Source organism: Pseudomonas sp. ACM7 (assembly GCF_004136015.1).
GTDB lineage: Bacteria > Pseudomonadota > Gammaproteobacteria > Pseudomonadales > Pseudomonadaceae > Aquipseudomonas > Aquipseudomonas frigoris.
Genome location: NZ_CP024866.1, coordinates 3,683,367 through 3,707,436, shown reverse-complemented (window position 1 = coordinate 3,707,436; position 24,070 = coordinate 3,683,367). Strand labels below are relative to the sequence as shown.

Below are 24,070 nucleotides of genomic sequence, written 5' to 3'. Positions count from 1 at the left end.
ATCTGACCCTCTCCGACAAATTGTCTTTTTTGCGATCACATTTGAACGCTAAGCTTGGGCTTATGGATGACTCAGATTATTTACGCCTGCTGACCATCGCGGCCGAGCAAGCCAACGCGTTCCTGTCCAATGCCCGCAAATGGGAGCGTGAGCGTTGGGTCTGTCAGCGCCTGCTGCAAGGCCTGAACATTCCCTATCGCGCCGACGAATTCGCCCCGGCCGGGGAGCCGCCGGACGTGCTGTTTCGTGACGCCAGTTTCGAAGTGTTTTTCGTACTCGATGAAGGTCGGCGCCTCAACGATGAATGGCGCGATGAGCTGCAACGCCGGCGCAGCGCGTTTTCTCTGAGTTCGCTGGTGCGCCGCGAGGCCAAGCCCCGGCGCATTCCGGCGAATGAATTCTTGCTGAGACTGGCGCCGACCTTGCGCAAAAAAGCGCACAACTACAAAGAACGCGGCATGGACCTGGGCGAACTTGACATCATCGCCTTCGCCAGCCTCAAGCGCGAAGTGCTGGACCTCAACAGCCATTTCCCGCCGCCGACCGAATACCTGCGCCAGGGCTGGCGCTCGTTGTCGCTGGTCGGTCCGACCTTCGCCCGTGTGCTGTTTGCGCACCCGGACGCACCGGATTTCCTGCGCAGCAACCTGGGTCGCAGCATTGTTTTCGATGTCGGGATCAGCCTGTGAGTCCATTGCAGGAACTGATTGCCGAAGTGCCGCAAACGGGTCGCGTTCGTTGGATCGGCGTGCGGCCGAAATCACGTTCTCAAATGATCGAACTCGATGCCGTGGAGGCACGGCTTGAAGCCGGTTTGACCGGTGATCACACGCGTCCCGGCGTACGCAATGCGCGGCAGGTCACGCTGATGCAATGGGAGCATCTGGCGGTGATCAACTCACTGATGGGCCGCCCGGCGGATCAACCGGTGTTAGCGCAGGATTTGCGGCGCAACATCGTCGTCAGCGGCATCAATCTCTTCAGCCTCAAGGGCCGACGCTTCAGGATTGGCCAGGCGATTTTCGAAACCACCGGCTGGTGCCAACCCTGCGCCCGCCTCGAGAATAACCTCGGCCCCGGGACCTTTCAGGCCGTTCGCGGACATGGCGGAATCACCGCCCGGGTGTTACAAAGTGGAATCATTCGCCTGGACGATACGGTGAGCGTCGAGCCCATTCCTGCCAGCGGCTATGCTCCGTTCAATGTGGGCTAAAACCTGCTGTAGCTTCTACACATTTAGCAACGTCTACCCCCTGACGAGGCCCAATATGACCAGCCGCCTGAACCCCGACGACCAAAAGCATGTCGAAGAGTACCTGCAACTGTCCCAGCACCGAGTCGAGCGCCGGCCTTTCCGGCCGTGGATGCTCCTGGTGGTGGTGTTGGCAGTGACCATTGGTTTAGGCCTGTTGAGCCGACTTATCAGTTACCTGACGCTATGAGCAGCATCGCGCTCGCTCGGGTAATTGCACCGATTTCTTTTAGCCTTGCGAGATATCCCCATGACTCATCGTATTGTCATCGTTGGCGGCGGCGCCGGCGGTCTGGAGTTGGCTACCCGTCTGGGTAAGACTCTGGGCAAGCGCGGCACGGCCAGTGTGATGCTGGTCGACGCGAACCTGACCCACATCTGGAAACCGCTGTTGCACGAAGTGGCGGCCGGGTCGCTGAACTCTTCCGAAGACGAACTCAACTATGTTGCCCAGGCCAAATGGAACCACTTCGAGTTCCAGCTGGGGCGCATGAGCGGGCTTGATCGCGCGGCGAAAAAAATCCAGCTGGCGGCCACCTACGACGAAGCCGGCATTGAACTGGTCCCGGCGCGCGAAGTGGGTTACGACTCGCTGGTGATCGCGGTCGGCAGCACCACCAACGATTTCGGCACCCAGGGCGCGGCGCAACACTGCCTGTTCCTCGACACCCGCAAACAGGCCGAGCGTTTCCACCAGCAATTGCTCAACCATTACCTGCGCGCCCATGCCGGGCAAACCGACAAGGTCGAGCAGATCAGCGTCGCCATCGTCGGCGCCGGTGCCACCGGGGTTGAACTGGCCGCCGAATTGCACAACGCCGCGCATGAATTGGCCGCCTATGGTCTTGACCGGATCAAACCGGAAAACATGCACATCACCCTGATCGAAGCCGGGCCACGGGTGTTGCCGGCCCTGCCGGAACGTATCGGCGGGCCTGTGCATAAAACCCTGGAGAAACTCGGGGTCAACGTCATGACCAATGCCGCCGTCAGTGAAGTGACAGCCGACAGCCTGATTACCGCCGATGGCAAAGTCATCAACGCCAGCCTGAAAGTCTGGGCCGCCGGGATTCGCGCACCGGGTTTTCTCAAGGACATCGATGGTCTGGAGACCAACCGGATCAATCAGCTGCAAGTACTGCCGACCCTGCAAACCACCCGCGACGAGAACATCTTCGCCTTCGGTGACTGCGCGGCCTGCCCGCAACCGGGCACCGATCGCAATGTACCGCCGCGCGCCCAGGCTGCTCATCAGCAAGCTTCGTTGCTGGCCAAATCGCTGAAACTGCGGATCGAAGGCAAGCCTCTGCCTGCGTACAAATACACCGACTACGGCTCGCTGATCTCGCTGTCGCGTTTTTCGGCTGTGGGTAACTTGATGGGCAACCTCACCGGCAGCGTGATGCTTGAAGGCTGGCTGGCGCGGATGTTTTACGTGTCGCTGTATCGCATGCACCAGATGGCGCTGTATGGCGCGTTTCGTACGGCGATGTTGATGTTGGGGAGCAAGATCGGGCGCGGGACTGAGCCGCGGTTGAAGCTGCACTGATACAAAAACCTGTGGGAGCGAGCTTGCTCGCGATGGCGGCGCGTCAGGCGACATTGATGTCGACTGTACGGACGCTATCGCGAGCAAGCTCGCTCCCACATTTGTTAGTCAGTGCCTTGCAGATCTGTGTCTCACTGTATCTCCCCTGCCGTTTCATCCCCTTCGCTTACAAACTCCCCCCTTGCGCGACACAGTAGCGATACACCACGCCCGCTAAATGGCCACACCCAAGCAAGGCTCCCCGCCAGCTACGGTTATCGCCGCACTTACGTGGCGTCCTTTATCGAACGGTTGTGTCGTGCAACCCAGGAGTATTGAAATGTCCCGTACCACCAAAAACACTATCGGTTTGCTCGGCGCTGTTTTGGCCGGTGGCATGATGTTGTCCGGCTCTGTGTTCGCCTCGCAACCTCTGACTCAGGGCTACCTGCTGGCCTCGGCCGAACAGGTTGTGAAAACCCCTGAAGGTAAATGTGGCGAGGCAAGTGTGGCGATGCTTCGATGGCAAAAACCGACACGGATGGCGATGGCAAGGTCTCCCGTGCCGAATTCCAGAAAGTCGCGCCGAAGTCCAATTTCGACAAGATCGACACCAACCATGACGGCTTCATCGACGAGCAAGAGGCTTACGACAACGTGAAAGCCAACTTCGAAGCCAATGGCAAGAAAATGCCAAAAGGTTTGTTCGAGTACCTGAAAGACCAAGACGGCGCCTAAGTTTCCGAGAACCAAGCCGCGCTTTTCCGTCGAGAAGCGCGGCTTTCTTGTGTCTGGAACATTTAAAGCTGGAAGCGCCGCACCATGCCCTGCAAGGCATTGGCCAGCTGAGACAGCTCATGGCTGGACGCGCTGGTCTGATCCGCCCCGGCAGCAGATCGCACCGAAAGGTCACGAATATTCACCAGGTTACGGTCGACTTCACGTGCCACCTGTGCCTGTTCTTCGGCAGCGCTGGCGATCACCAGATTGCGCTCGTGGATCTGATGGACCGACGCGGTGATGGTCTGCAACGCTTCGCCTGCACGCTCGGCCAAGGCCAACGTGCTGGCCGCACGGGTTGAGCTGGCCTGCATGGAATCCAGCGCCTGAGTTGAGCCGTTACGCATGCCCTGAACCATTTGCTCGATTTCCTGAGTCGATTGCTGCGTGCGATACGCCAGCGCGCGGACTTCATCGGCAACCACTGCGAAACCGCGACCGCTTTCCCCGGCGCGCGCCGCTTCAATGGCAGCGTTGAGGGCCAGCAAGTTGGTTTGCTCGGCAATCGCACGAATCACATCCAGCACCTTGCCGATGTCCTGAGACTGGTTGGCCAGGGACTGCACCAATCCGCCCGTGATCTGCACATCGCTGGCCAGGGCGCCGATGGCGGTGACTGTTTCGCTGACCCGCTCCTGGCCCGCGTGCGCGGACTCACTGGATTGGCGCGTGGCATCGGAGGTAGAGACCGCGTTGCGAGCGACCTGCTCCACCGCGGTGGTCATTTCAGTGACAGCCGTCGCCGCTTGTTCGATCTCGTTGTTCTGCTGTTGCAGGTTCTGCGTGCTGTCGAGCGTGACCGCATTCAACTCGTCAGCCGCTGTCGCCAATTGCGCCGCCGAGCCGCTGATACCTTGCAAGGTTTCACGCAGGTTGTGTTGCATGGTCGCCAACGCCTTGAGCAAGCGACTCACTTCATCGTTGCCATGGGTTTCGATAGGGCGAGTCAGGTCGCCTCGTGCCACGTTTTCCGCGGCATGCAATGCTTCGCTCAACGGTTTGACGATGCTGCGGGTCAGCAGCATGGCCAGGCCGACGGTGGCCAACGCCGCCAATGCGATGAACAGGCTGACGATCATCCGCGAAGTTTCGTAATGCGCTGCGGATTTCTGGCTCTCGGCGGCGACTTGTCTGGCGAACAGATCCGCCAGGTCTGTGAGCTGTTTGCCGGATCCATCGACCACGGTTTTCATGTCGATCAGCAGCAGTTTGGTCAGTTCGTCACGGCGACCCTGTTCGGCCAGGGAGAACGATTGAGCAATGCCGGAGCGATAAGCCGCGAAGGTGGTTTTGAACTGGTCATACAAGGCCTTGCCTTCTGCGGTGTTGACCAACTGATCATAAGCCGCAATCTTCTGGCTCAACTCTTTGTCGCGAGTGTCCATCTGGCCACGGTAGACAGGAATGTTCTTCGGATCCTGATCCAGGGCCATGCGCAGGGAAATGGTACGGATGCGCAGCATGATTTCGCGGATCTCGTCACCACCGCGAATGCTCGGCAGCCATTGTTTCTCCACCGCCACCTCGCTGTCGCGAATGCTCGACATCTGCCCCAGGGCAAAAATCCCGAGCAAAGCGACCAATACGGCTATCAGGGCGAACCCCAAGGCTGCCCGAGGAGCGATATTTAACTGACGAAGCACCATAACGAACGCCCTTTTCTTGTAGTGGCTTGGATAAGGGGCGTTGTTTCGGCAGTACCCCGTCGCCTCGTTATCGGCAAGTTGTACGATGACTGAAGTGTTATTTCTCGAAGACAAAAAATCGAAGACAAAAAAAATCCCCGTATCTTTCGATACGAGGATTTTTAATATGGTCGGGGTAAGGGGATTCGAACTCCTGACATCCTGCTCCCAAAGCAGGCGCGCTACCGGACTGCGCTATACCCCGGTAATAAAAAGGCGACCTTTAAAAAGTCGCCTTCTTCGATCAGTGCTTTTTGGCCTCTGATCTTAAGATCTGACCCCAGCGTTAACTGGTTTCAAAAATGGTGGGTCGTGTGGGATTCGAACCTACGACCAATTGGTTAAAAGCCAACTGCTCTACCAACTGAGCTAACGACCCAAAAATGGTCGGGGTAAGGGGATTCGAACTCCTGACATCCTGCTCCCAAAGCAGGCGCGCTACCGGACTGCGCTATACCCCGGCTTGAAATTGGCTCCGTGACCAGGACTCGAACCTGGGACCCAATGATTAACAGTCATTTGCTCTACCGACTGAGCTATCACGGAACTACATATTTCAATTACTACTGATATTTCAATTTACAACTATGAAGCTTGCTTCACCTCTTCGACCCGTTCGCATCGCTGCGTTCGTGTGTCTGAGGCGCGCTATTCTACAATCTTAAGCACCTCTGTCAACCCCCTAAATTGCTTTCAAGTTAATGATTTGCAACTTATTTCAGATTCCTGCTTGGGGAGCAGAAACCCTTCAGGGCGACTTACTGCGGGGCGCACTTTACAAGCCTTTTCCTTTCAGTTCAACAGCCTGGCGAAAAAAAGGCCTCGCAATGCGAGGCCTCCTCTCTTTTACTGCCGCCAGGGATCAGACGAAGACGATTTCGTCATTTTCCACGACACCCTTGGCGGTATCGCCCGGCATGAAACGACCGGACAGAATCAGCTGCGCCAGCGGGTTCTCGATCCAGCGCTGAATCGCTCGTTTGAGCGGCCGTGCGCCGTAAACCGGGTCGTAACCTACCGCGATCAGCTTATCCATGGCCTCAGGGCTGAGATCAAGCTTCAGCTCGCGCTCGGTCAGGCGACTGCGCAGGCGACCCAACTGGATCTCGGTAATGCCCGCGATCTGATCCCGAGCCAACGGCTCGAAGATCACCACTTCATCGACACGGTTGATGAACTCCGGCCGGAAGTGCGTGGAAATCGCATCCATCACCGCCGCACGCTGCGCTTCACGATCACCGACCAATTCCTGGATCTGCACCGAACCGAGGTTGGAGGTCATGACAATCACGGTATTTTTGAAATCCACCGTGCGGCCATGACTGTCGGTCAGTCGGCCATCTTCCAGCACTTGCAGCAAGATGTTGAAAACGTCCGGGTGGGCCTTCTCGACCTCGTCCAGGAGGATCACCGAATAAGGCTTGCGACGCACCGCCTCGGTCAGGTAACCGCCCTCTTCGTAGCCTACGTAGCCTGGTGGCGCGCCGATCAGGCGAGCCACGGAATGTTTTTCCATGAATTCGGACATGTCGATCCGCACCATCGCCTCTTCCGTATCAAAGAGGAACTCGGCCAGCGCCTTGCACAGCTCGGTTTTACCGACACCGGTAGGGCCGAGGAACATGAACGAGCCGCTCGGGCGATTAGGATCGGACAAACCGGCGCGGGACCGCCGCACGGCGTTGGAAACGGCAATCACCGCTTCGTCCTGGCCGATCACACGTTGGTGCAACAGGCTTTCCATCTTCATCAGCTTGTCGCGCTCGCCTTCGAGCATTTTCGACACCGGAATGCCGGTCCACTTCGAAACGACTTCAGCAATCTCTTCTTCGGTCACCTTGCTGCGCAGTAACTGGTTTTCAGTTTTGCCGTGCTGGTCGACCATTTGCAGGCTGCGCTCCAGGTCCGGGATGATCCCGTACTGCAACTCGGCCATTCGGTTCAAGTCGCCTTTGCGGCGGGCAGCTTCCAGTTCCTGACGGGACTGTTCGATTTTCTGCTGGATCTGCGCAGAACCCTGAACTTCGGCTTTTTCCGCGTTCCAGATCTCCTCCAGGTCCGAGTATTCACGCTCGAGGCGAACAATTTCTTCCTGGAGTTTTTCCAGACGTTTTATCGCGGCTTCGTCGCTTTCTTTCTTCAGCGCCTGGGATTCCACCTTCAGCTGAATCAGACGACGTTCCAGACGATCGAGCACTTCGGGCTTGGAGTCGATCTCCATGCGGATGCGGCTGGCGGCTTCGTCGATCAGGTCAATGGCTTTGTCCGGCAGCTGACGGTCAGTGATGTAGCGATGACTGAGCTTGGCCGCAGCGATGATCGCACCGTCGGTGATCGCCACTTTGTGGTGAACCTCGTAACGCTCTTTCAGGCCACGCAGAATCGCGATGGTGTCTTCTTCGCTCGGCTCGTCCACCAGCACTTTCTGGAAGCGCCGTTCGAGGGCCGCATCCTTCTCTATATATTGGCGGTACTCGTTGAGCGTGGTCGCGCCGACGCAGTGCAACTCACCACGAGCCAGGGCGGGTTTGAGCATGTTGCCCGCGTCCATCGAGCCTTCGCCTTTACCGGCGCCGACCATGGTGTGCAGTTCGTCGATGAACAGAATGATCTGTCCTTCCTGCTTCGACAGTTCGTTGAGCAGGGATTTGAGGCGCTCTTCGAACTCGCCACGGTACTTGGCACCGGCAATCAGCGACCCCATGTCCAGGGACAGCAGACGCTTGCCTTTCAATCCATCCGGCACTTCGCCGTTGATGATGCGCTGGGCCAGGCCCTCGGCGATGGCAGTTTTACCCACGCCAGGCTCACCGATCAGCACCGGGTTGTTCTTGGTGCGGCGTTGCAGGACCTGAATGGTCCGGCGAATTTCGTCGTCACGGCCGATCACCGGATCGAGCTTGCCTTCTTCGGCACGCTTGGTCAGGTCGACGGTGTATTTATCCAGCGCCTGACGCGACTCTTCGTGGTTGGCGTCATTGACGGCCTCACCACCGCGCAGGTTGTTGATCGCGTTTTCCAGGGCTTTCTTGCTGACGCCCTGGCCGAGCAACAATTTGCCGAGCTTGCTGTTCTCGTCCATGGCGGCGAGCAACACCAGCTCGCTGGAGATGAACTGGTCACCCTTCTGCTGGGCCAGACGATCGGCCTGGTTGAGCAGGCGCGCCAAATCCTGCGACATGTTGACGTCGCCGGTCGGGTTCTGGATTTTTGGTAGTTGGTCGAGCTCTTTGGTCAGCTCTTTACGCAAGCTGTTGACGTCAAAGCCGACCTGCATCAACAGGGGTTTGATCGAACCACCCTGCTGTTCAAGCATGGCTTGCATCAAGTGCGCCGGTTCAATCCCCGGATGATCGAGGCCGACGGCCAGGGATTGGGCGTCGGACAAGGCTAACTGCAACTTGCTGGTTAAACGGTCTATACGCATGGGTCACCTTCCTTTTGAGCAGGCCGGACCTATAAAACATCCTGAATGAAGAAACCTGCCAGATACCGTTATAGATGCGGTCGATTCTGGGAGTTTCAAGCGTCGCTCAGTTGATGCAGATCAGAGAAGTTTAGCGTTCGAGCCAAATGAGGGAGGCAAACCGACCGGTGCGTGGACTGCGGCGGTAAGAAAAGAAGCGTGGATCGGTCACGGTACAGAAACCGCCACCATAAACAGCGGTGACACCGCGAGCCGCCAGACGTAAGCGCGCCAGCTCGTAAATGTCAGCCATGAATTTGCCAGCATTTTGACTCGGTACGAAGGCTTTGGCGGCTTCGGGCAATTGCTCGACGAAAGTTTCGCGCACTTCAGGGCCGACTTCAAAGGTTTGCGGGCCTATGGCCGGGCCGAGCCAGACCAGCACTTCTTCTGGTGGCACGGCCAGCGTGTCTAGAGTCGCTTCCAGCACACCCGCCGCCAACCCGCGCCAACCGGCATGGGCCGCCGCGACGCGAGTACCTGCACGGTCGCAAAACAATGCAGGCAGGCAATCCGCGGTCATCGCCGTACAGGCAATACCGGGCGTTGCCGTCCAGCTGGCATCGGCCGTGGCCACCTGGCTTGGGTCTGCGTGGGCCACGGCAATGCCGTGAACCTGCTTTAACCAGGCCGGTTGAATAGAGAAATGATCGGTGAGGCGACGGCGGTTTTCGGCAACAGCTTCGGGGCTGTCATCGACGTGATCGCCGAGGTTGAGGCTGTCGAACGGCGCCAGACTGACGCCGCCCGCACGGGTGGTAACGCAGGCTTTCACCCCGGTAGGCGCAGGCCAGTCGGGAATCAGCCAGTCACTCATCCGATGAACGCCTCACGATCTTGCTTGAGCAGCGTCAGCAACCAGACGAAATCGTCCGGCAGTGGCGATTCCCAGCTCATGCGTTTACCGGTGGTCGGGTGATCCAGCTCCAGGAACCGCGCATGCAGCGCCTGACGCGGGAACGCCTTCAACGATTCGATCATGGTCACACTGGCTGCCGGCGGAATGCGGAAACGACCGCCGTAGGCAGGATCTCCGACCAACGGGAAGTTGATGTGAGCCATATGCACACGAATCTGGTGCGTACGACCGGTTTCCAGCTTCACCCGCACGTGAGTGTGGGAACGGAAACGCTCGAGCACGCGGTAATGACTGACGGCTTGCTTGCCACCTTCCATCACGGCCATGCGCTGGCGTTGCTGACCATGACGACCGATCGGCGCGTTGATCTTGCCGCCGGCCGTCACCACACCGATCACGATGCACTCGTAGATCCGGCTTACGCTGCGGCTCTGCAATTGCGTGACAAGCTGTGTTTGCGCCTGAATGGTCTTGGCCACCACCATCAGACCGGTGGTGTCCTTGTCCAGACGATGCACGATACCGGCGCGGGGTACATTGATGATGTCCGGCACGTGGTGCAGCAAGGCGTTGAGCAAGGTGCCATCAGCGTGACCGGCGGCAGGATGCACCACCAGACCCGCGGGTTTGTTGATCACCAGGATGTCGTCATCTTCATAGACGATGTCCAGCTCGATGTCTTGAGCGATCCATTCGCCCTGAGCTTCCTGCTCGGCAGTGAGTTCAAGAATGGCACCACCATGAACGATGTCTCGCGGGCGGATAACCGCCCCATCCACAGTCAGGCGGCCGTCTTTGATCCAGGCGGAAAGGCGCGAGCGCGAGTGCTCAGCGAATAATTGTGCGGCGACTTGATCGAGGCGTTGGCCGCCCAATTCGGACGGCACCTCTGCGCGAAGTTCAATTTTATCGGACATGCTCAGACTAGGCGTCGGCACAGCCTTTGGTTTCGGCTGCGCGCTTGTGGTTAAATACGGCGTCTTTTGCCCCGAGGCTATTCAACGGGGCGCTCATCATAACAGGACGGCCCCGCCCAAGACAGCGGCCGTCATAGGGACGCAAGCCGCCATGCAAGTGAAACACCTGCTGCTGATCGCCATCCTCGCATTGACCGCTGCTTGCTCATCGAAGGAAGTCGTAGACGAAAACCTGAGCGAAGTCGAGCTGTACCAGCAGGCTCAGCACGATCTGGACAACAATAGCTACACCGCCGCCACAGCCAAGCTGAAGGCGCTGGAGTCGCGTTATCCGTTCGGTCGCTACGCCGATCAGGCTCAACTCGAGCTCATCTACGCCAACTACAAGAACACCGAGCCTGAAGCTGCGAAGTCCGCCGCCGAACGCTTCATTCGCCTGCACCCGCAGCACCCGAACGTGGATTACGCGTATTACCTCAAGGGTCTGACTTCTTTCGACCAGGACGTCGGCTTGTTGTCGCGCTTCCTGCCGTTGGACATGACCAAGCGTGACCCGGGCGCCGCTCGCGACTCCTACAACGAGTTCGCCCAGCTGACCAGCCGCTTCCCCAACAGCCGCTACTCGCCGGACGCCAAGCAGCGCATGATCTACCTGCGCAACCTGCTGGCGGCCTACGAGATTCACGTTGCCAACTACTACCTGACGCGTCAGGCCTATGTCGCCGCCGCGAACCGTGGTCGCTACGTGGTGGAAAACTTCCAGGAAACCCCTTCGGTCGGTGACGGCCTGGCGGTGATGACAGAGGCCTACCAGCGTCTGCACCTGGACGAACTCGCCAACACCAGCCTCGAAACACTGAAACTCAACTACCCGAAACACCCAAGCCTGGTGGACGGTCAGTTCGTGCCATCGGTGGCCGAAGCCGACAACCGGTCGTGGTTGAGCAAGGCGACCCTGGGCTTGATCGAATCCCGTCCACCGCTGCCGCCGGGCGAAACCCGCGCCAACCAGGACGTGCAGAAGCAATTCCAGGACGCCAAGGACGCGATTCCGAACGATCTCAAGCCTAAAGATGAAAATGGCGACGTGATCGAAGAAGAGCAACACGAGTCCGAAGCCAATAACAGCGACCGCTCGTGGTTCAGCTACATGACCTTCGGCGTGTTTGACTGACACATCGGGTTGTACAAAAAGGAGCCTTTCGAGGCTCCTTTTTTATGGGCTCGATTATTACGCTGTGCGCTGGTCATGTCCTTGGCTAAACTGGCTCATCACTCGTCGAATAGCAGCTCATCATGCTTCGTTTACTGTTCTGGATCGCCCTGATTGCCGCAGCGATATGGTTCTGGCGCAAGTTCAAGGGCCAGGCTTCCGTGCCCAAGTCCCCTGCCGAGCTGGAAGCGGCGCCCATGGTCCGCTGCGCCCATTGCGGCGTACACCTGCCACGCGACCGCGCGCTGAGCCTTCAACAACAGTGGTATTGCAGCCAGGCTCATCTTGAGCAAGGCCCGGGCTCCAGTGATCGCTGAGACCTCCAGTCCCGGCAGCAAACAGGCCCAGCGACTGCTGCGCCTCTATCACCTTTACCGCTTGAGCATCGGCATCACCCTGGTGCTGTTGATCTCCAGCAACATGGACAACCAGCTGCTGACGTTCAGCAATGACGACCTGCTGCGCAGTGGCAGCTGGTTTTACCTGGTGCTGAATATCCTGCTGGTGGTATTCCTCGGGAACACCCGGCGCCCGGCGCAACTGTTCAGCCTGGCGCTGACCGACGTCCTGCTGCTGTGCGGTCTGTTCTACGCCGCCGGCGGTGTGGCCAGCGCCATCGGCAACTTGCTGATCGTATCGGTAGCCATCAGTAACACCTTGTTGCGAGGGCGCATCGGCCTGCTGATTGCCGCGGTTGGCGCGCTCGGCATCGTCGGGCTGAGCTTCCTCCTGAGTTTCAGCCATCCCGCCACCCCCAACGATTACCTGCAAGTCAGCACGCTCGGCGCCTTGTGTTTTGCTGCGGCATTGCTGGTGCAAGGGCTGATCCGACGCCTGGAAGTCAGCGAAACCCTCGCCGAACAACGGGCCAGCGAAGTCGTCGGCCTCGAAGCCCTCAACGCACTGATCCTGCAACGCATGCGTACCGGCATCCTGGTACTCGACGACAAGCGGCGGGTTCAACTGGCCAACCACAGCGCCTTGAACCTGTTAGGCAGGGAAAATCTTGCAGGCCAACTGATCGACGACTACTTACCCAGCCTGGTCGAACGCCTGCAACTGTGGCTCAACAATCCGACGCTGCGCCCCCAGAGCCTGAAAGTCGCCAGTAGTGGTCTGGAGCTGCAACCGAGCTTCATTGCCCTGGACCAAAGTCCACACCACCAGACCCTGGTCTTTCTCGAAGACCTCGCGCAAATCGCTCAACAAGCCCAGCAATTGAAGCTCGCTGCCCTCGGTCGCCTGACCGCCGGTATCGCCCATGAAATCCGCAATCCACTAGGCGCCGTTAGTCATGCCGCGCAGCTATTGCAAGAATCAGAGGAACTGAACCGCGCGGATCGACGTCTGACACAGATTATTCAAGACCACTCTCAGCGAATGAATCGGGTAATCGAAAACGTCCTGCAACTGTCCCGCCGCCAGCAAACCGTAGCGCAACGGCTTGATCTGAAGCCGTGGCTGGAACAGTTCGTCAACGAAACCCGCGAGGGGGCGACCGAGCATCAGCAGATTCATCTGCGCATCGGCTCAGGAGACTTCAAAACCCTGATGGACCCAGACCAACTGACCCAGATTCTCGACAATTTGTTGCGCAACGCCTGGCGCCATAGCGCCTTGAATCACGACCTCGCGCAGGTCTGGCTCGAGTTGTTTGTTGACCCGGACAGCCAGCTGCCGGTCCTCGAGATCCTGGACGATGGCCCCGGCGTGGCACCGGAGCATCACGTGCACTTGTTCGAACCGTTCTTCACCACCAGCCCCCAAGGCACCGGCCTGGGGCTTTATCTGTCCCGTGAGCTGTGCGAAAGCAACCAGGCCCGCCTAGACTTCAAATCACGCCAAGGCGGCGGCTGCTTTCGCATCACTTTTGCTCACGGACGGAAACAAAGTTGAACATGAGCCCACGGCAAAAAGTCCTGATCGTCGACGACGAACCGGATATCCGCGAACTCCTGGAAATCACCCTGGGCCGGATGAAACTCGACACCTTCAGTGCCCGCAACCTCGGCGAAGCCCAGACCCTGCTCTCGCGAGAGACGTTCGACCTGTGCCTCACCGACATGCGCTTGCCGGACGGCACCGGCCTTGAACTGGTGCAACACATCCAGCAACGCCACCCAAACGTACCGGTGGCAATGATCACCGCTTATGGCAGCCTGGAAACGGCGATCAACGCCCTCAAGGCCGGCGCCTTCGACTTCCTGACCAAACCGGTGGACCTCACTCGCCTACGGGAACTGGTCAGCAGCGCGCTGCGTTTACCTGCGCCGGGCGGCACCGGCGTCGCCATCGATCGCCGGCTGCTGGGCGATTCACCGCCAATGCGCGCCTTGCGCAAACACATCGACAAACTGGCCCGCAGCCAAGCGCCGGTGTACATCAGCGGCGAATCCGGCAGCGGCAAGGAGTTGGTTGCGCGACTGATCCATGAGCAAAGCCCCCGCGCCAGCCAACCGTTTATCCCTGTCAATTGCGGGGCGATTCCGTCGGAATTGATGGAGAGCGAGTTTTTCGGGCATCGTAAAGGCAGCTTCAGCGGTGCCATCGAAGACAAACCTGGACTGTTCCAGGCTGCCCATGGCGGCACCCTGTTCCTCGACGAAGTGGCTGATTTGCCGCTGGCGATGCAGGTCAAGCTGCTACGGGCGATACAGGAAAAAGCCGTTCGCGGTGTCGGGGAACAGCAGGAAACCGTGGTCGATGTGCGTATTCTTTGCGCCACCCACAAAGACCTCGACGCCGAAGTCGCCGCCGAACGTTTTCGCCAGGATTTGTACTACCGGTTGAACGTGATCGAACTAAAGGTGCCGCCCTTGCGCGAACGCCGGGACGACATCGAATCCCTCGCCAGCCACGTGCTCAAACGCTTGGCCATCAACACTGGCCAACCCGCCGCAAAACTCCACCCCCAAGCCCTCGACGCGCTGAAAAGCTATCGCTTCCCCGGCAATGTGCGGGAACTGGAGAACGTGCTCGAACGGGCTCACACGTTGTGCGAAAACAAACAAATTGAAGCCAGCGACCTGCGACTGGCCGAAGGCAACTGCAACCCGGAAGGTGGTGTGCCGGACCTGACGCAGATCGACAACCTGGAAGACTACCTGGAAAACGTCGAACGCAACCTTATCCTCCAGGCCCTGGAAGAAACCCGCTGGAACCGCACGGCGGCGGCTCAACGGTTGAATCTATCATTCCGGTCGATGCGTTACAGGCTCAAGAAACTTGGATTGGATTGAGGGACCCATCGTCGGAACGCCGCCCGGAGCAAGCTCGCTCCCACAGGGTTCAGTGGTGTGCACATAATTTCCACACCTCAGATCAACTGTGTGAGCGAGCTTGCTCCGGGCGGCGTTCCGACGATGGCGATCGGGCAAGCAATCAATATCTAACGGTTAAATACGTCCAGCCGGTGCATACGGCGCCGGATCAATGATCGGCTCACGCCCCAGCATCACATCCGCAAACAACTGACATGACGCTGGCGCCAGTACCAAGCCATTACGGTAATGCCCGCAATTAAGCCAAAGCCCTTCGAACCCTGGCACCCGACCGATGTAGGGAATACCTTCCGGCGAACCCGGTCGCAACCCGGCCCAGTGCCCCACGACCTCGGCATCCGCCAGTGCAGGAATCAACTCCACCGCCGATGCCTTCAGGCTCTCCAGGGCAGATTCGGTCGGCGTCTTGTCGAAGCCTTGATGCTCCAGCGTACTGCCAATCAGAATGTGCCCATCGCGCCGAGGAATCGCATAACGCCCCTTGGCCAGAACCATGCTCGGCAGGAAATCCGCTGCGCATTTGTAGAGAATCATCTGCCCTTTCACCGGTTCGACCGGCAGGTTCAGGCCCAGGCTTTTGAGTAAATCACCGCTCCAGGCACCCGCGGTCAAAACCACCTGATCGCCATGAATCGCTCCCGCCGAGGTCTGCACCCCGACCACCGTAGCGCCTTCTCGGATAAACCCGCTGACTTCACACTGCTCATGAATCGTCACGTTCGGCAGCGCCAGCAACGCAGCCTTGAGGGACTTCACCAGCCGCGGATTACGCACATTGGCCACATCGGCCATGTAGACCGCCCGGGAAAAACCGCTCCCCAACACCGGCACCGCGTCGTGAGCCGCCGAGATATCCACAGCCCGCAACGGACGGTTTTCCCGCTCGGCCCAGGCCAGCGCCTCGGCCTCGTCATCCAGGTCCAGCCAGTACAGCCCGGTGGTATGCACCTCGGGATCGACACCGGTGGCGGCAAACAGTCGCTCACCCAGCTGTGGATAAAAATCCTGGGACCAATGCGCCAACGCGGTGACTGCCGGGCTGTAGCGCCACGGGTAGAGCGGCGAAACGATGCCGCCGCCGGCCCAGGACGACTCCTGACCGACGTTCGAACGATCCAGCAGCACAACGCTTTGCACTTCGGACGCGAGATTGAACGCTGTCAGCAGGCCAATTACCCCGCCGCCGACAATCACCACTTGCTGTTGCCTGGTCATGTTCTGATCCAACCGTTAAATAGACAGAAGGCACAAAAGGCACCCGAAAAAGAAACTCAGCGACCCCAGCAATCTTTGGCAACCAACCCGGCCGTGGCGTTGACCATGCTTCTGACGCCAGTGTTGGTGATGGTGAAATCACCGCACTTGTCAGTTTCCATGGCTTTGCCAGCCTTGCGAACTGCCGTCAGCAGGAAGGTCTGATCAGTCAGGGTCTGGGTAATGGTGTAAAAGTCATTGCCAGCACTCAGGCCTGCAACGCCGGTGTAGACATTGCTCTTCGAATAGAAACGCTCGAGGATCTGTGCCTGCTCGGAGAGCAGCCCGGCCACCTCCGTTCGACGGCCTTTTTTTACGTACTCGGTGAGGCTCGGGTAGCCAATGGTGATGACGATCCCGATGATCGCAATCACGATCATGATTTCGATCAGGGTAAAACCTCGGTTGGATCTGCGCATGCCTCAACTCTCACTTACTGTATTTGTCGCCACATGATGCGACGGCTGCCGCCGCTGCCGGGCTTTTCCACCAGGGAGCTGATGCCACCGCTGGAGTCGTTCACAATCTTGCGGGACGCATTGTTGACGATCGCGTTCAGCGTCGGAATACCACCGGTGAAAATCACCCCGCTGGAAATCGAATCCTTGATGTCGACCAGCCCGTCGCCATTGCTGTCGAGCACCGCGTAATTGAGCATCTTACCGCTGAATGCATCCAGTTCGACCAGTTTGCCGGTACCGAAACTGGCGCACGGGTCGGTGGTGTCCACGCTGGCCGTGGTGAATACGATCCGGCCGGCCACCAGACTGGCCTGATTGATCACCCGCTCACCGGTTAGCACGTTGTTGTACACCAGCGGCAGGTACCAGCCTTTTTTCGCCGGATAGGTCACGTCGTTCTGGCTGGTGGTGATGAATTGCCCACTGCTACCGGAGAGCACTCCGGTCACCGCCTGCGCCTGCAAACTGGACGTTGTGATTTGCCCGGAGCCACCTTCCGCATCCCACACGGCATAGAACGCCTGAAGGTCTTTGTTGGTCTTGTCGGCCGTCTCGTTGAATTTACCGGTGCCGAAAAACACTTCCTTCCCTCCCAACGAATTATCCGCGAGCAATGGTTGCGCGGTAATCGGCTGGGTGATGCCACCGGCGGTGGTGAACAGCGGTTTTCGGGAAAACGCCAGATCCCAGGACTCCGGGGCGGTGGCGCTCAAATCAAACTTCCACAGCCTCCCCTTCAAATCGCCGCCATAAGCGGCCTGTACCACATTCTGCGAGTTGACCCGAAGTTTTACCGACGACAGGCCGTTGGTCGTCTCCGCGCCGTCCACCACGATTTTCTTGATCAGCGTGCCGTCGCGAATGTCGACCACGTACAACGCTGCCACCCCGGAGTTGCTGCCATAACCGTTGGAGATGAATGCCGCCCATCGACCGTCGGACAAGCGTGCCACTTCCGGTCGTGCGTAGGCATAACCCAGATCATTGAAAACGTTCGCCGTATTTGCTGTGGCCGGTGCGCTGATCTCCCACAACGCCTTCGTTACGTTACCAGCCGATGCGTCGAACAGTTGCAGCGCATAGAAGGTCCGACCTCCCGCCCCTGTCCCGCCCAACGCAAGGGTTTTCCAGGCACTGTTGAGCTGGGCATCGAACACGCCCACCTGGCCGTCCACCAGAAACTTGTGGCTCACCCCGTTTATGTAAGTCGGGTCGGCGATGTAGCGCAGTGACGGCAACACACTGGATGGCATAAAAGCGTAACGCCGTGTGCCGTTGGCCGTGTTGATGACGTTTACAAAGCCGTCGTTGGCGTTCACCACGAGGCTGGCGTTCATGCTTGCCGCTTTGGTTGCCAGATAGGTGCTGTAAGTGGTGTCGCCTGACAGATCGGACGCGGTTTTATCCGTGGGCGATGCCAGGGCCAATGGCGAATTGATGATGTCGCCAAGCAGCACACTGCGCACTTTCAGACCCGCCTTGTTGGTGCCCTTACTCCACTCCAGCAGATCGCTGCCGGTGATGCCGGTGGGCAAACTCTGGTTGAGGGAAGTTTGCTGGGCAGGGGAAAAACTGGCGTAGGCCAGCGTCACGGCCGCATTGGTCAGCGTGTTCCAGGATTGATAGGTCGGCGCCGTGGCACCGGGCACGATGGCGGTATCGGTTGTCCACAACACCGAGGCGGTGTTGACCGTTCCAGCGGAGGTAAATCCGTAGGACTTGATCGTGCCGCGCCAATCCTTGGGATCGTAACTGGTCTGAAAGTAACTCGAACCGCTGGCCAGAGTGGTCCCGCTGGTGACGCCACTGCCGCCGGAGCCGGCCTTGGACGTAATATCGCTAAGCGCTGACGACAGTGCACTGTTGAGGCCTGCATTGTCGGTCGCCTGGTAATACTTGCCCTGCCCGTAAGTCGCCGCGTCCGACAACATCTGGTTCGCAGTGGCGAAACCGACGGTGTAGGTGTTCATGTTCTGCTTTGGAAAATCCGCTGCGTCCCAGCTTTTGCTCGCAGAATCGGTGCCGGTCGTGCGCATGTCGATGTCGAAGGCGAACTTGGCGATGTCATCCAGATAAAGGGTGTCGCCCTCATCGTCGCCGCCGGGGCCATCGTTGTTTATACCGTCCCAATTGGGAAGTCGGGTACCACCCAGGGGATCGGTGGTCGGGAAGGTCCGGTCATAGGTGGGCAGGCCGTCGGTAATCACCACACCATAGTTTTTCTGGCAGCGGTACTGGATCGGGCTGGTGTAGGTGGCGGGCGTAGCGTTGTAGAACGGCGCCATGCCGCGCATGTACCGGGTCACTTCGTAATAGGCTTCCGCCAGCGGCGTATTGGCGACCGCACTCAAGCCGTTGATCGAGGTAATCAGGGCGCTGTAATTGGCCTGGTCCGCCAGATCGCTAATGGAACGGGCGATGTAGCCACCATTGCCAGCGTTGTTGCTGTTGGCCGGGTTGAACGTCGCCAGGCCAATACGCAACCCGCGGTTAGTGGTCACCAGATCGGTGGCCGCCTTGCGCGCAACGTTCATCCGGTAGTCGTTGGGGATTGAACCCGTGGTGAAATCGCGGTTGCTACCGTTGGCCAGCCCCACCAGGTACGAAATGTAATCCGCAGAATATCGAGTATTTTCGTTGCCTACCGGATCGGGCAGTTTGAGGCACAGGGGCGTGAGGCTGTTGTTGTAAAACGCGTAGTAACCATTGGAGCAGCCGGACGTCGGCAAGCTGGAGAGGAAGACCGTGTCACCGGTGATGTTGGAAAAACCAAAACATAGTCCCAGAAACGCATCGCATCGCCGGGCCGGGGTTCGGTTCACTGCCGGGTCGAACCCCGCCGCGTAGATGATGCTGTTCATGCTCCCCGAGTCGTCGAGCAACAACATCACGTTCGGCGCAACGGCAGCAGCGCTCAACAGCGGTGAATCCGACGGTGTGAAGGCATACGCGGGCGCTGAGAGATATAAACCCAGCAACACGCCGCAAACCAGGCGCCACAGCCCGGCGTGCCGTTCAGTACCTCGCATAGATACTCTCCACCACACTGCGGGAATTGCCCGCGATGCCGACTGCGGTCACCCGGTACAGCGTTGTCGAGGTATTGCTCGGAACATTGACGGCGGTCAGGGTGGTGCCGATGTTCTGCACCCCGTAAAAACCGCTGCCGGAGGCGATCCAGGTTACCCCCGAAGTGGAATTGAAACCGGCACCGGTGATTGTCGACGACTCGGCCGGTGGCGCGCATTGGGTAGTGCCGCTGCAGACCGGCAACGAAAAGGTATCCAGTTGCACCGCGCTTTCACCCACGCGCAACGCCGATTCGGCGCCCTGGAACGACTGATTGCGCAAGGTCACGCTGGCAGCCATTTTTTCCTGCAGGGTGGCGTTTTGCATCGATGAAAGGCCGATCAGTGTCAGCAACAGAAGAAACACCAGGCTAACCAGCAACGCCATGCCCCGCTGGGCGTGAGGGGTCACGGGAGAAATACTCATCGGCCCTCCCCTCATGGCAAGCGGTTGCGCAGAGCGGCAACCACGTTGAAGGTTTGATTGTGTACCCGGTTGTTCGGGTCTGTGAGGGTCAATGTCAGGCGAACACTGCGAATGCGCGCCGAATCAGAGGGGTTGCTGCTGTAACTGGAGGCGGCCACATCAGTAGCGGAACTGGCGAGGCCGAAGCTCACGTTGAAGGCACTGACGTTGTTCACCAGCACCGCCTGAGCCGGCGTGCCGGTGCCGACACCCATCAGCAGTTGATTGTTGCTGAAGCTGTAGATCAAGCGCCGGATCGGAAACGCCAGCTCTCCCGACCCCGGAACCCGGACGCCGGTGTAGGCCGTTGCATTGTTCCGACAATCGGAAACCACCGTCCAGGTCGGTACCCCGCCACTGCCGCCGACATCCGCTGTCACCAGGGTCAGTTTGAGGTTGGCGTTATCCCAACTGATGGGCGTTGTCTGGCTGGCATTGAAGTCACCCGCCGAGCTTGAATCGGTGACCGCCCCCAGACATCCGAACATGCCGACCATGCGGATTTCTTGAATCATCTTGCTCAGCACGAAACGCGCATCTTCCTGCATGGCGCCAGCGGTGTTCTGGCTGACATAGGTGTTCTTGGCCGCGATGAAAATCTGCGCCACGCCCAGGACCACGACCAAACTCAATGCCAGGGCGATCAGTAACTCGATCAGGCCGAAACCTCTGTTGGTCTGATTCATGGCGTCGACACCGGATCGACGGTGGCACGACTGGTCAGGACGAAACTGCGCCGCGAATTGGCGATGTTCGCAGCCCGCGAGTCATCCCAGGTGATAGTGATGGTGTACACCCGCTGATTGAGCGTAACGCTTCCGGTGGCAGTGGCGCCGCCGAAATCGACAATGTTGGTGGTGAAGTCGTATAGGTCCTGATCCCGGGCGACGCTCAGGTTGCCTGAGGTCGGTGGCGTGACGGTGTAGTCGGCACCGGAGTTGGCGCGAATGCGGTCCATCATGTCGTAGGCGATAAAACTCGCCTGGCTGGTCATCCGCGCGCTGTCCGTGTACTTCAGCGCATTGAGCTGAATCGCCGCCGCCCCCAACAACCCAACACCCAGAATCAACAACGCGACCAAGACTTCGATCAGCGTCATGCCCTCCTGTGCACGCTTGCTCCATCCCCTCATCCGCAATTTCCACCCAATAGAATACGTCCGTTCAAACACACATTCAGCGTTCTGCTTTGCGTCCCCAGTACATAACTGATCACTACCGCCGTGGACGGTGCCGACAACCCGCCCAGATTGTTGAAATCAATGGCGGTCACTCCTGAGGGTAGCGTCAGAGTCGCTCCGCTGCTCATCGCTGGAACAACCCGCAATACATTGGCCGGATTGCCAATACCTTCATAGACCGCCAGGTCCCCGGTCCAGACACTGCCACCCGCCGTCGGACGAACCCGGGTGGTGATCCCCCGATCAATCGCCTCGAGCCGGGCGAAATTCAGACCCCGTTGCAGATCGCCGATTTCGGTGTCGGCCTTGGTGATTTGCACCGATCGGGTAAACGCCGGTACGGCCAGAGTGATCAGGACCAGAAACACCGCGAGCGCGATCAGCAACTCGATCAGCGTGAAACCTTTTGTACGATGATCCATCGGTGCCCTCCGTTGCCGTCGGCTATACCTGCTTCTACACGCTAGAGCATTCGACCGACAGGTGTTCGGTTGTTTTGCCATTACTCGCGCAGGGACCGCGCGGGCCGCAGCACTCCAGGGAGGGAGATGACATGCATCAGCGAGGTTTCAGCCTGATCGAACTGCTCATGGGACTGACAATTGTCGGGATTGTTCTGCTATTGGTCAGTCCGGCATTTGCAGCACTGACTGAATCGAACCATCGCGAGCAGGTGGCAGAGTCGCTTATCAGCGGTATACGCAACGCCAGAACCGTTGCCATCACACGCAACCAGAGTGTCGTGATTCACGCCATCAACAGCGACTGGAGTCAGGGCTGGCGGATCATTCTGGATATCAGTGGCAAAGGGGCGGAGGACAACAGCAATCCGCTGCTGGTTGAGCGCGCGAGTGGCACTCGGGTGCCGATTGTCGGCAATTGGCCGGTCAGGCGATACATACGCTTCAACAGTATTGGCGAGCCACAGATGCCCGGACGGGCCTTTCAAGCGGGGACACTGCACATTTGCGCAGCTCGCGAACCGGTCACTCAGCTCCAGGTGGTGCTGGCCGCGACCGGCCGCGTCAGCCTGCGCAGCCATAAGGCTGAGCAGGCGCTGTGCCCAGGGGGCAAAAGCGTTAAAGCAGGGAGCGGACGCGCAGCTCTTTAGGCATGGAGAAGGTGATGTTCTCCTCGCGACCGGCCAGCTCATCGGCGCCGGTAGCGCCCCACGCCTGCAACTGCTGGATCACGCCACGCACCAGGACTTCCGGTGCGGAGGCGCCAGCGGTGATGCCGATTCGCTCGACACCGTCGAACCAGCTCTTTTGCAGGTCTTCGGCACCGTCGATCAGGTAGGCAGGGGTGGCCATGCGCTCGGCCAGTTCACGCAAGCGATTGGAGTTGGAGCTGTTCGGGCTGCCGACCACCAAAACCACGTCGCATTCGTCGGCGAGTTGCTTGACCGCGTCCTGACGGTTTTGCGTGGCATAGCAGATGTCGTCCTTGCGCGGGCCACCGATCGCCGGGAAGCGTGTACGCAGTGCGTCGATGACGCGGCTGGTATCGTCCATGGACAGGGTGGTCTGGGTCACGAACGCCAGTTTTTCAGGGTTGTTCACCTGCAAGGCGGCGACGTCTTTCTCGTCTTCGACCAGATAGATCGCGCCACCATTGCTGCCATCGTACTGGCCCATGGTGCCTTCGACTTCCGGATGACCGGCGTGGCCGATGAGTATGCATTCACGGCCGTCGCGGCTGTAGCGTGCAACTTCGATGTGTACCTTGGTCACCAGAGGACAGGTGGCGTCGAACACCTTCAGGCCACGACCGGCGGCTTCGGTACGCACGGCCTGGGAAACGCCGTGGGCACTGAAGATCACGATGACGTCGTCCGGCACCTGATCCAGTTCTTCGACGAAGATCGCCCCGCGAGCACGCAGGTCTTCGACGACGAATTTGTTGTGGACCACTTCGTGGCGCACGTAGATCGGCGGCCCGAAGACTTCCAGGGCGCGGTTGACGATTTCGATCGCCCGGTCCACACCAGCGCAGAAGCCACGGGGGTTGGCGAGTTTGATTTGCATGCTGTGCCTCGTGTCTTGCGCGCAAGAAATAGTAATGCCTGCCTGTTGATCGAACACAAGGTCCGAGAACAGTGAAATCTATGTGGGAGCGAGCTTGCTCGCGATGGCGGAGTATCAGTCGACATCAATGTTGAATGTCAGGTCCTCATCGCGAGCAAGCTCGCTCCCACATTTTGACCGTTTCCGGTCAGTTACAACGATTTGACGTTGATGATCTCGACGTCAAAGGTCAATGTCTTGCCGGCCAACGGGTGGTTGAAGTCGATGGTCACTTGCTCGTCATCGAATGCCTTCACCACGCCGGGCAACTCAGTATTGGCCGCATCGTTGAAGATCACCAGCAAGCCAGGCGACAGTTCCATGTCCTTGAACTGAGAGCGCGGGATGATCTGTACGTTCTGCGGGTTGGGTTGGCCAAAAGCGTTTTCCGGCTGAATCGTCAGCGTACGCTTGTCGCCAGCCTTGAAGCCGAACAGCGCTGCTTCGAACCCTGGCAACAGGTTGCCGTCACCGACCTTGAAGGTCGCCGGGGCTTTGTCGAAGGTGCTGTCGACGGTGTCGCCGTTCTCCAGGCGCAGTGCAAAGTGCAAGGTGACTTCCGTGTTCTGGCGGATGCGTTGCTCAGCCAATACC

22 protein-coding genes, 4 tRNA genes and 2 pseudogenes are annotated in these 24,070 nt (G+C 58.9%); 10 read left to right on the top strand and 18 right to left on the bottom strand.

Annotated features, from left to right (window positions below; all coding sequences use genetic code 11):
• The first annotated feature begins 62 nt into the window (after positions 1-62).
• The 5 genes and pseudogenes from CUN63_RS17475 to CUN63_RS17450 all read left to right on the top strand — a co-directional run bounded on the left by CUN63_RS17475 (position 63) and on the right by CUN63_RS17450 (position 3,518).
• Entirely contained in the window at positions 63-689 is a 627-nt protein-coding gene (locus CUN63_RS17475) for a DUF1780 domain-containing protein (RefSeq protein ID WP_008154887.1), read from the top strand.
• Positions 686-1,213 carry an MOSC domain-containing protein gene (locus CUN63_RS17470; RefSeq protein WP_129441122.1) on the top strand — a complete coding sequence of 176 codons (528 nt, stop codon included), beginning with the start codon at positions 686-688 and terminating at the stop codon, positions 1,211-1,213. The genes CUN63_RS17475 and CUN63_RS17470 overlap by 4 nt, the downstream gene beginning before the upstream one ends.
• Before the next feature lie 55 nt (positions 1,214-1,268).
• The gene (locus tag CUN63_RS17465) at positions 1,269-1,442 is read left to right on the top strand and encodes a DUF3094 domain-containing protein (protein WP_003185543.1); all 174 of its coding nucleotides are present in this window, start codon (positions 1,269-1,271) and stop codon (positions 1,440-1,442) included.
• Between the two features lie 60 nt (positions 1,443-1,502).
• On the top strand, positions 1,503-2,801 hold the full coding sequence (locus tag CUN63_RS17460) for an NAD(P)/FAD-dependent oxidoreductase (RefSeq protein ID WP_129441120.1): 1,299 nt from the start codon (positions 1,503-1,505) through the stop codon (positions 2,799-2,801).
• A gap of 319 nt (positions 2,802-3,120) precedes the next feature.
• Positions 3,121-3,518, top strand: a pseudogene (locus CUN63_RS17450) (EF-hand domain-containing protein).
• Between the two features lie 62 nt (positions 3,519-3,580).
• Here CUN63_RS17450 and CUN63_RS32760 read toward each other — a convergent pair.
• The 9 genes and pseudogenes from CUN63_RS32760 to rluD form a co-directional block, all read right to left on the bottom strand.
• Positions 3,581-4,444, bottom strand: coding sequence for a methyl-accepting chemotaxis protein (locus tag CUN63_RS32760; RefSeq protein WP_371928234.1), 864 nt, complete (start codon positions 4,442-4,444; stop codon positions 3,581-3,583).
• Positions 4,436-5,206: pseudogene (locus tag CUN63_RS32755) on the bottom strand (MCP four helix bundle domain-containing protein); the annotation flags it as partial. The pseudogene CUN63_RS32755 and the gene CUN63_RS32760, both read right to left, overlap by 9 nt.
• A gap of 167 nt (positions 5,207-5,373) precedes the next feature.
• Positions 5,374-5,450, bottom strand: a tRNA-Pro gene (locus CUN63_RS17440).
• A 98-nt stretch (positions 5,451-5,548) separates the two neighbouring features.
• Positions 5,549-5,624: transfer RNA gene (locus CUN63_RS17435), tRNA-Lys, on the bottom strand.
• Positions 5,625-5,629: 5 nt separating this feature from the next.
• A tRNA-Pro gene (locus CUN63_RS17430) sits at positions 5,630-5,706 on the bottom strand.
• A 9-nt stretch (positions 5,707-5,715) separates the two neighbouring features.
• Positions 5,716-5,791: transfer RNA gene (locus tag CUN63_RS17425), tRNA-Asn, on the bottom strand.
• A gap of 316 nt (positions 5,792-6,107) precedes the next feature.
• Positions 6,108-8,672: an ATP-dependent chaperone ClpB gene (clpB, locus tag CUN63_RS17420; protein ID WP_095130594.1), complete on the bottom strand. Its 2,565-nt coding sequence runs from the start codon at positions 8,670-8,672 to the stop codon at positions 6,108-6,110.
• Between the two features lie 130 nt (positions 8,673-8,802).
• A complete protein-coding gene (gene pgeF, locus CUN63_RS17415) occupies positions 8,803-9,528 on the bottom strand; it encodes a peptidoglycan editing factor PgeF (RefSeq protein WP_129441116.1) in 726 nt (241 codons plus the stop codon).
• On the bottom strand, positions 9,525-10,487 hold the full coding sequence (gene rluD, locus CUN63_RS17410; protein WP_046048807.1) for a 23S rRNA pseudouridine(1911/1915/1917) synthase RluD: 963 nt from the start codon (positions 10,485-10,487) through the stop codon (positions 9,525-9,527). The genes pgeF and rluD overlap by 4 nt, the downstream gene beginning before the upstream one ends.
• 151 nt (positions 10,488-10,638) lie before the next feature.
• Here rluD and CUN63_RS17405 point away from each other — a divergent pair, with 151 nt between their 5' ends.
• The 4 genes from CUN63_RS17405 to CUN63_RS17390 all read left to right on the top strand — a co-directional run bounded on the left by CUN63_RS17405 (position 10,639) and on the right by CUN63_RS17390 (position 14,939).
• Positions 10,639-11,661, top strand: a complete 1,023-nt coding sequence (locus CUN63_RS17405) for an outer membrane protein assembly factor BamD (RefSeq protein WP_129441114.1) — start codon at positions 10,639-10,641, stop codon at positions 11,659-11,661.
• 122 nt (positions 11,662-11,783) lie between these two features.
• Positions 11,784-12,017 carry a PP0621 family protein gene (locus tag CUN63_RS17400; protein ID WP_129441112.1) on the top strand — a complete coding sequence of 78 codons (234 nt, stop codon included), beginning with the start codon at positions 11,784-11,786 and terminating at the stop codon, positions 12,015-12,017.
• Positions 12,007-13,596 carry a PAS domain-containing sensor histidine kinase gene (locus CUN63_RS17395; protein WP_129441110.1) on the top strand — a complete coding sequence of 530 codons (1,590 nt, stop codon included), beginning with the start codon at positions 12,007-12,009 and terminating at the stop codon, positions 13,594-13,596. The genes CUN63_RS17400 and CUN63_RS17395 overlap by 11 nt, the downstream gene beginning before the upstream one ends.
• 2 nt (positions 13,597-13,598) lie before the next feature.
• Positions 13,599-14,939, top strand: coding sequence for a sigma-54 dependent transcriptional regulator (locus CUN63_RS17390; RefSeq protein WP_129441108.1), 1,341 nt, complete (start codon positions 13,599-13,601; stop codon positions 14,937-14,939).
• Positions 14,940-15,095: 156 nt separating this feature from the next.
• Here the strand turns inward: CUN63_RS17390 and thiO are convergent, their stop codons facing one another.
• From thiO to CUN63_RS17355, 7 genes are read right to left on the bottom strand one after another with little or no spacing between them, the layout of a single operon-like run.
• Entirely contained in the window at positions 15,096-16,196 is a 1,101-nt protein-coding gene (thiO, locus tag CUN63_RS17385) for a glycine oxidase ThiO (RefSeq protein ID WP_129441106.1), read from the bottom strand.
• Between the two features lie 56 nt (positions 16,197-16,252).
• Positions 16,253-16,654: a type IV pilin protein gene (locus tag CUN63_RS17380; RefSeq protein ID WP_129441104.1), complete on the bottom strand. Its 402-nt coding sequence runs from the start codon at positions 16,652-16,654 to the stop codon at positions 16,253-16,255.
• Positions 16,655-16,668: 14 nt separating this feature from the next.
• Positions 16,669-19,725 (bottom strand): pilus assembly protein, encoded by a 3,057-nt coding sequence (locus CUN63_RS17375; RefSeq protein WP_129441102.1) that lies wholly within the window; start codon positions 19,723-19,725, stop codon positions 16,669-16,671.
• Positions 19,712-20,191 carry a PilX N-terminal domain-containing pilus assembly protein gene (locus CUN63_RS17370; protein ID WP_129441100.1) on the bottom strand — a complete coding sequence of 160 codons (480 nt, stop codon included), beginning with the start codon at positions 20,189-20,191 and terminating at the stop codon, positions 19,712-19,714. The genes CUN63_RS17375 and CUN63_RS17370 overlap by 14 nt, the downstream gene beginning before the upstream one ends.
• 11 nt (positions 20,192-20,202) lie before the next feature.
• Positions 20,203-20,916 carry a PilW family protein gene (locus tag CUN63_RS17365; protein WP_129441098.1) on the bottom strand — a complete coding sequence of 238 codons (714 nt, stop codon included), beginning with the start codon at positions 20,914-20,916 and terminating at the stop codon, positions 20,203-20,205.
• Positions 20,913-21,362, bottom strand: a complete 450-nt coding sequence (pilV, locus tag CUN63_RS17360) for a type IV pilus modification protein PilV (RefSeq protein WP_129441096.1) — start codon at positions 21,360-21,362, stop codon at positions 20,913-20,915. The genes CUN63_RS17365 and pilV overlap by 4 nt, the downstream gene beginning before the upstream one ends.
• On the bottom strand, positions 21,359-21,832 hold the full coding sequence (locus CUN63_RS17355; RefSeq protein ID WP_129441094.1) for a GspH/FimT family pseudopilin: 474 nt from the start codon (positions 21,830-21,832) through the stop codon (positions 21,359-21,361). The genes pilV and CUN63_RS17355 overlap by 4 nt, the downstream gene beginning before the upstream one ends.
• A gap of 131 nt (positions 21,833-21,963) precedes the next feature.
• Between CUN63_RS17355 and CUN63_RS17350 the strand changes: the two genes are divergently transcribed.
• Positions 21,964-22,521 carry a GspH/FimT family pseudopilin gene (locus tag CUN63_RS17350; protein ID WP_129441092.1) on the top strand — a complete coding sequence of 186 codons (558 nt, stop codon included), beginning with the start codon at positions 21,964-21,966 and terminating at the stop codon, positions 22,519-22,521.
• Here the strand turns inward: CUN63_RS17350 and ispH are convergent.
• Together ispH and fkpB are read right to left on the bottom strand one after the other, a co-directional pair.
• Positions 22,490-23,437 (bottom strand): 4-hydroxy-3-methylbut-2-enyl diphosphate reductase, encoded by a 948-nt coding sequence (ispH, locus tag CUN63_RS17345; RefSeq protein ID WP_033054296.1) that lies wholly within the window; start codon positions 23,435-23,437, stop codon positions 22,490-22,492. The genes CUN63_RS17350 and ispH overlap by 32 nt on opposite strands.
• 191 nt (positions 23,438-23,628) lie before the next feature.
• Positions 23,629-24,066, bottom strand: a complete 438-nt coding sequence (gene fkpB, locus CUN63_RS17340) for an FKBP-type peptidyl-prolyl cis-trans isomerase (RefSeq protein ID WP_178082707.1) — start codon at positions 24,064-24,066, stop codon at positions 23,629-23,631.
• Positions 24,067-24,070 lie beyond the last annotated feature (4 nt).